This window comes from Desulfovibrio sp., assembly GCF_014803725.1.
Taxonomy (GTDB): Bacteria; Desulfobacterota; Desulfovibrionia; order Desulfovibrionales; family Desulfovibrionaceae; genus Desulfovibrio.
On record NZ_JAAVBE010000027.1, the window covers coordinates 151,220 to 158,460 of the forward strand.

Annotated in this window: 5 protein-coding genes; 4 read left to right on the plus strand and 1 reads right to left on the minus strand. The window is 69.1% G+C overall.

Annotated elements, in window-relative coordinates; genetic code table 11:
* Positions 1-3: 3 nt before the first annotated feature.
* A complete protein-coding gene (locus HDR50_RS10320) occupies positions 4-417 on the minus strand; it encodes a hypothetical protein (protein WP_291358039.1) in 414 nt (137 codons plus the stop codon).
* Between the two features lie 82 nt (positions 418-499).
* Between HDR50_RS10320 and HDR50_RS10325 the strand changes: the two genes are divergently transcribed.
* The 4 genes from HDR50_RS10325 (at position 500) to HDR50_RS10340 (ending at position 6,943) form a co-directional block, all read left to right on the plus strand.
* Positions 500-1,879: a radical SAM protein gene (locus HDR50_RS10325; RefSeq protein WP_291358040.1), complete on the plus strand. Its 1,380-nt coding sequence runs from the start codon at positions 500-502 to the stop codon at positions 1,877-1,879.
* A gap of 185 nt (positions 1,880-2,064) precedes the next feature.
* On the plus strand, positions 2,065-3,039 hold the full coding sequence (locus HDR50_RS10330) for a chemotaxis protein (RefSeq protein ID WP_291358041.1): 975 nt from the start codon (positions 2,065-2,067) through the stop codon (positions 3,037-3,039).
* Between the two features lie 153 nt (positions 3,040-3,192).
* Positions 3,193-3,870 (plus strand): acyltransferase, encoded by a 678-nt coding sequence (locus tag HDR50_RS10335; protein ID WP_291358042.1) that lies wholly within the window; start codon positions 3,193-3,195, stop codon positions 3,868-3,870.
* Positions 3,863-6,943 carry a DEAD/DEAH box helicase gene (locus HDR50_RS10340; protein WP_291358043.1) on the plus strand — a complete coding sequence of 1,027 codons (3,081 nt, stop codon included), beginning with the start codon at positions 3,863-3,865 and terminating at the stop codon, positions 6,941-6,943. Before HDR50_RS10335 ends, HDR50_RS10340 begins: the two co-directional genes overlap by 8 nt.
* Positions 6,944-7,241: the final 298 nt, after the last annotated feature.

Consider the following 7,241-nt stretch of genomic DNA (forward strand, 5'->3'; position numbering starts at 1 on the left):
GCGTCAGCGGCGGGGCTCCTCCTCGCCGGGCGCGAAGCGGAGCTCGAGCGCGGGGTCGTGCCCGTTTTCGCCGGGCGCCGGGGCGCGGGGCGTTTCCGGCTCCTCGAAGCTCAGGCGCAGGAGCGGGTCGGTGCCCGAGGGGCCGGCCGGCGTCTCGTCAAGGGGGGGATAGGGAGCCGCCTGTCCCGGTTCATGCCCCTCTGCGGCGCGATCCTGGGACTTGTGCGCCTGCTCCGGGTCGAGGCACACGGTGGCGAGATATTCCAGCCGCGATTCCAGCGCGCGCGTAAGGACGCGCAACTGGGCGTGCTCGTCGCGCAGAAGCTGCCACGCCTGTTCCTGCCTTTTGTGCAGGTAGAAGAGCGCCGCCAGGATGCCGAAAAAGCAGAAAAAGATGAACAGCAGGGCGGAGAACATACGCAACCTCGCTTGCAAGGGCCGTGCGCCGGCACGTGGCTCCGCTTATATACGCTTGGCCCGTGCGGGGCAAGGAGGAAGTATGGGGCTTTCCCCGCGTCTGGTCATGGCCGACGCCAAGGGCAATGTGGTGGACGAGCCCGGGCTGCTCATGGTCTGCCGCCGCGGCGCCCAGTGGGGCCTGCCCCGCCCGGACGAGCTCATACCGCTCCCGGAGGAGAGCGAGCTCTTCCTGCTGCCGGGGCGGCGCGCCGTGGGCCTTGACCCTGAAAGCGGCGCCATGGAAGCGGTGGACGGCTTCGCGGTGGCAGCCTTCGCCGCGCCCGCGCACACCCTTTCCGCGCACCCGGCCTATGTGACGGAGGAGGGCGCCCCCCTGCTGCCGCTCTTCGCGTATGGCGCGGTGGGCTTCGCCCGGGGCCGCTTCTGGGTCTGCGCCCGCAAGGTGGACGATGACCCGCGCCAGCAGTTCCGGCACATCAGGCCGGGCCGCATCGAGCGCGGGGCCGAGGCCCTGTTGCGCGACTATCCCAAGAACCGGCTCATCCGGCACATCATCGACAACTGCGTGCGCCGCTATGCCTGCCCGGCGGCGCGCAATTTCGCCCTCGGGCGCTATGAGGCGCCGCTCCCGAGCGCGCGCGCGTGCAATGCCCGCTGCGTGGGCTGCATCTCCGCGCGCAGCGCGGACTCGCCCGTGGCCGTGACGCCCCAGTGCCGCCTCGCCTTCACGCCCACGCCCGAAGAGCTCGCGGAGGTCATGGCCGTGCATGCCGGCCGGGAGAAGGCTACGCCCATTTATTCCTTCGGGCAGGGCTGCGAGGGTGACCCGCTGACGAACGCCGACCTCCTCGTGGAAAGCGTGCGCCTCTTCCGGGGCGCGGGCGACCCCGCCCGCTGGACGGGCCACGGCACGGTCAACTGCAACACCAACGCCTCGCGGCCCGAGGCCGTGGCGCGCCTTGCCGAAGCCGGCCTCACGAGCCTGCGCGTCAGCCTCAACAGCGCCCGGCCCGAGCTGTATCACCGCTATTACCGTCCCACGGACTACACGTTCGCGGACGTGGCCGAGTCCGTCCGCACGGCGCGGCGGCATGGCGTGTTCGTGGCGCTGAACCTGCTCTATTTCCCGGGCATCACCGACACCGAGGCCGAGCTCGCGGCGCTCGCGCAGTTCGTGGGCGAAAACGGCGTGAGCATGATCGAGTGGCGCAACCTCAATATCGACCCGGAATGGTACCGGGAGCTGATGACCGGTTCGTCCGGGGGCGTCCCGGCGGAAGTGTCAGGCGAGGGCGCGGCCTCCATGGGCCTCGCGGCCTTCATGAAAAGGCTGCGCAAGCTCTGCCCGTGGCTTCGGTACGGCTATTTCAATCCCTGGCTCGGCGACCGGGCCGAGATCGCAGCGCCCCTGCCGGGCGAGTGGCGCATGCCCGCGCCCGCGGGTAACGATGGGGACTGACCGCGCATGCCGCGCTTCTGTCATGCGCGGGGCCTAATCCTTTTGACACATGCACCGATAGGAGCCTATGAACCGGGCGGGGCAGGCATGCGCCGTGCCTTCCCGGCCGGCAGCAAGCGGGGGCCTTGGGGCATTGCAGGTCGCCCGCCGAACAGGTATGGTTCAGAAAAAACGAGGACAGGCCCATGTCGCAGACGCAGATCCTGCTGGAAGTCGGCACCAACGAGCTGGAGCTGGTCGAGTTCTACATCGACGAGGCGGACGGCTATCGCGGCTACTACGGTATCAATGTCTCCAAGGTGGTGGAGATCTCGCGTTCCCAGCCGGTCACGGCCATGCCGCAGATGCCCCACCCCTCGGTGCTCGGCGCCTTCCCCTTCCGTGACGGGCGCATCGTGCCGCTCATCGACATCAGCAAGTTCCTCAACAAGGGCGGCGTGGTCAGCGACGACCCGCGCATCATCATCACCGAGTTCAACAAGACGCACACGGCCTTTCTCGTTTCAGGCGTGACGCGCATCCACCGCATCAGCTGGAAACAGGTTGAGGCGCCCACGCCGCTTTTGCTCGAGATCAGCGGCGGCTCCATCACCGCCGTGGTGCGCCTCGAGGGGCGCGTGGTCTTTGTGCTCGACGCCGAGGCCATCGTGGCGGCCATGAACCCGGCGCTCTCCGTGCGCATGGACGAGCGCGACGATTCCGCCCTCGAGCGCAAGTACCACATCCTCCACGCCGACGACTCCGTGAGCATCCGCCACCTCGTCAACGACCTGCTCAAGAAGGAGGGCCGCTTCGAGGTGACGCAGGCCAATGACGGCGAGGAAGCATGGAAGATGCTCCAGCAGTTCAAGCAGGAAGCCGAGGAAAAGGGCGTGCCCGTCACCGAGCTCGTGCAGGGCATCATCACCGACATCGAAATGCCCAACCTCGACGGGCTCACGCTCTGCCGCTACATCAAGGAAGACGCCATCCTGAAAGAACTGCCCGTGGCCATGTTCTCGTCGCTCATCTCCACGTCGCTCGCGCGCAAGTGCGAGAGCGTGGGCGCGGACGCGCAGTTCGCCAAGCCGGATCTGCAGGCCATCAGCGACAAGATGTACGAGCTCATCCAGGCGAAACCCGCGCTGGAAGCCGCGGCCCATCATGCGGCGCCGCAATAGCGCGCCCGACGCCCCTTTTGCCCGGGAATGACGTTCGCCGGGGATGATTTTCGCCGGGGATGATTTTCGGAGGATGCCGCCATGCGCGGCATCTTTCGTTTTTCCCGCCAGGCCTCCCTTTACCCTGACGCGCCTTCACGCTAGATTGCGGCTATGGATATGCTACGCAAAGCGCTTGAGCGCGGCCTCACGCCGGCCAATGTGGCCTCATGGGCGAGCCTCGAGGCCATGCGCGTTTTGGGCGTCGGCTTCGGCACCCTGCGCCTCCGGCTCAAGGCGCGCCTTCTGGGGGTGGAGCTCGGGCGCGGCGTCACGGCGCACGGGCCGGTGGGTCTTTTGCGCTGGCCCGGGGGCAGGATCCGCATCGGCGCCGGCGTGCACCTCATTTCCTCCTGGCGGCGGGCCACGGCCGCCTGCCTCGCGTGGCCGGTGCGGCTGCGCGTTTTCGGGCCCTGGGCCTCCATCGACATCGGCGAGGGGAGCGAACTCAGCGGCACCTCCATCACCGCGCGTTCCACGGCCGTGCGCGTGGGGCGCGGGGTGCTCGTGGCGCCCAATTGCGTCATCGTGGATTCGGATTTCCACGCGCCCTGGCCCCCCGAGGCGCGCGCCACCGAGCCCGGCATGGAGCGCGACGCGCCCGTGACCATCGGCGACCATGCGTGGCTCGGCATGCAGTGCATCGTCCTCAAGGGCGTGACCATCGGCGAGGGGGCCATCGTGGGCGCGGGCAGCGTGGTCACGAGGGACATCCCGCCGCGCACCCTGGCCGCTGGCGCGCCCGCGCGCGTCATCCGGCATTTGGGGCCGGAGGCAGGCGCCCATGCCTGAGGAGGGGGGCGCGCCGCCGTCACAGGGCCGCGTGGGCGAATATATCGCGGCCCTGCTTGCCTCGCCCCGGCTCGGCCGGCAGGTGACATATCACCGCGTCGAAGCCGCCTGCGAGGCGGACTACGCGGAGAACCGCCGGCCCTGGCCCGCTGCGGTCGCGCGCCTGCTCGGGGAGCGCGGCATCCGGCTCTATTCCCACCAGGCCCTCGCCACGGACCATATCCGCGCCGGGCATTCCGTGGTGGTGGCCACGCCCACGGCCAGCGGCAAGAGCCTCATTTATAATCTCCCCGTGCTGGAGCGTCACCTGCTCGACCCGGACGCGCGGGCGCTCTATCTCTTTCCGCTCAAGGCGCTGGCGCAGGACCAGCTCGCCGCGCTCAACGGCCTCGCGGCCGCCTGGCCGGAAGACGCGCGCCCCACGGCGGCGCTCTATGACGGCGACACCAGCGACCACTTCCGCCGCAAGATCCGCCGCGACCCGCCCACGGTGCTCATCAGCAACCCGGAGATGCTGCACCTCGCCATGCTGCCGCATCACGAGCAATGGGCCGTCTTCTTCGCCGGCCTCACACATGTGGTGGTGGACGAGGCCCACACCTACCGGGGCGTCTTCGGGAGCCACATGGCGCAGGTGTTCCGGCGCCTCAACCGCGTGGCGGCGCGCTACGGCGCCAGGCCGACCTATGTGTTCTGCACGGCCACGGTGGGCAATCCCGGCGAGCTCGCGGCCGGGCTCATGGGGGCGGCAGCCGCGGAAGAGGACGACAGCGCCCCGGCGAGCCCGGACGGGGCTCCGGTGGTCATCACCCAGTCCGGCGCGCCGCGCGGCCCCAGGCACTTTGTCTTTCTCGACCCGGAACAAAGCCCTTCCACAGCCGCCATCGACCTGCTCAAGGCGGCGCTCGCCCGCAACCTGCGCACCATCGTCTATTGCCGCTCGCGGCGCATGACCGAGCTCGTCAGCCTGTGGGCCGGCTCGCAGGCCGGCGCGTACAAGGACCGCATCTCGTCCTACCGCGCGGGCTTCCTGCCCGAGGAGCGCCGGGCCATCGAGGCGCGTATGGCCTCGGGCGAGCTGCTGGCCGTGGTCAGCACGAGCGCGCTGGAGCTGGGCATCGACATTGGCGGCCTCGATGTCTGCATTCTCGTGGGCTATCCCGGCACGGTCATGCAGACCTTGCAGCGCGGCGGCCGCGTGGGCCGGGCGCAGCAGGAATCGGCGGTCATCCTCGTGGCCGGGGAGGATGCCCTTGACCAGTACTTCGTGCGCAATCCCGAGGATTTTTTCAACCGGCCACCCGAGCGCGCCGTGGTCAACCCGGACAACGAGGTCATCGTGGCGCGACACCTCGAGTGCGCCGCAGCCGAGATCCCCCTCACCGCGCAGGACCCGTGGCTCAACCAGCCCGGCGGCCTCAGGGCCCTCGCGGCCTTGCGCGACGCGGGGCTGCTGCTCCAGTCCGCCGACGGGGGCCAGTGGCTCGCCGCGCGCAAAAGGCCGCAGCGCCATGTGGACCTGCGCGGCGCCGGGCAGAGCATGGTCATCGAGGATACCGGGGGCGCGGTCATCGGCACGGTGGACGGCTTCCGCGCCTGGCGCGAGACGCATCCCGGCGCCGTCTATCTGCATCGGGGCCGCAGCTATGTGGTGAAGGAGCTGGACGCGGGCCGCGGCCGCATCCTCGTGGAGCCCGCGCGGCCCTCGTGGTTCACGCGCTCGCGCGGCCAGAAGAGCACGGACATTCTGGAGGAGACCGGGCGCCGCGCCTTCGGGCGCTGCCTCGTCTGCCGCGGGCGCCTCAGGATCACCGAGCGCATCACCGGCTACGAAAAACGCGCGGCCAACGGCAACCGCCTGCTCACCGTGGTGCCGCTGGACGTGCCGCCGCAGGTCTTCGAGACCGAAGGCTTCTGGTATGTCATCCCCGAGCCCGTGCGCACCTCGCTGGAGGCGCGCTTCCTGCACTTCATGGGCTCCATCCACGCGCTGGAGCATGCGGCCATCGGGCTGTTGCCGCTGCTCGTCATGGCCGACCGCAACGATTTCGGCGGCATCTCCATCCCGCTGCATCCGCAACTGGGCCACGCCGCCGTCTTTATCTATGACGGCCTGCCCGGGGGGGCAGGGCTCACGCGCGAGGCGTTTGCCGACGCGGGCGCCCTGCTTGCGGCCGTGCGCCGCGCTGTGGCCGCCTGCCCCTGCCTGGACGGCTGCCCCTCCTGCGTGCATTCCCCCAAGTGCGGCTCGGGCAACCGCCCCATCAGTAAGGAGGGCGCGCTGGCCCTGCTGGAGGAACTGCTGGCGCCCGGCGACGAAGGGGAAAAGCTGGCGGAAAGCCTGCGCATGACCCCGGCGCCGGACAGGCTGGCGCCGGAGTTCGTTTTACCGCCGCGGGACGCGGTGGCGGGAGCGCGCGCCGATGTGGGCATTTCTCTCAGGGTGGAGATACCCGACACTCCGGCTCCAAAAGCGCCGGGGGCGTCCGCACCCACGGGACTCCTACCGCCGGAGCCCTATGTGGTGGTTGACGTGGAGACGCGGCGTTCCGCCGCCGAGGTGGGCGGCTGGGGCCTTGCGCGCAAGATGGGCGTGAGCGTGGCCGTGCTCTATGACAGCCGGGACGACGCCTGCCACGCCTTTCGCCAGGAGGAGCTCGCGGGGCTGTTCGAGCGGCTTTCCGGCGCCGCGCTGGTGGTGGGCTTCAACAGCGTGCGCTTCGACTATGCGGTGCTGGCGCCCTATGCGCCGGCCTCCTTCCCCCATGGCGCGGACCTGCGCGCCCTGCCGAGCCTCGACCTGCTCCTGCGCATCCACGAGCGCCTGGGCTACCGCGTTTCGCTGGGCAATCTCGGCGAGGCCACCCTGGGCGAGCCCAAGAGCGCGGACGGCCTCCAGGCCCTCAAATGGTGGAAGGAAGGGCGCCTCGAGGACATCGCTGCCTATTGCCGCAAGGATGTGGAGCTCACGCGGCGCCTCTACCTTTTCGGGCTGGAAAACGGGTATCTGCTGTTCAGCAACAAGGCGGGGCAGAAGGCGCGCGTGCCCGTGGATTTCAGGCCGCGGGGCTGAGGCCGCCGCCATCGCGTGAGGGGTGAGGCTGATGGCTGTGGCCACCTTGCCAGCGGGGCGAACGCTGCTTAATGTAGGATAAGGCCGGGCGCCGCCCTGCGATTCCCCGAGGGGGCGAAAGTAGAAGGGTTTGTTATACTGAGCGGTTGACAAATCTTCCTTAGATCCGTCTGGAGCGCAGCGGAAGACGGGTGCTAGTGCCGGAAGAATCCTAAAAAATAAGATTTTTCGGCGCTGGCAAGGAAGATAAAAATTTCCGAAGGGAGTGTACTTAAGTACTCGACCGAGGAAATTTTTC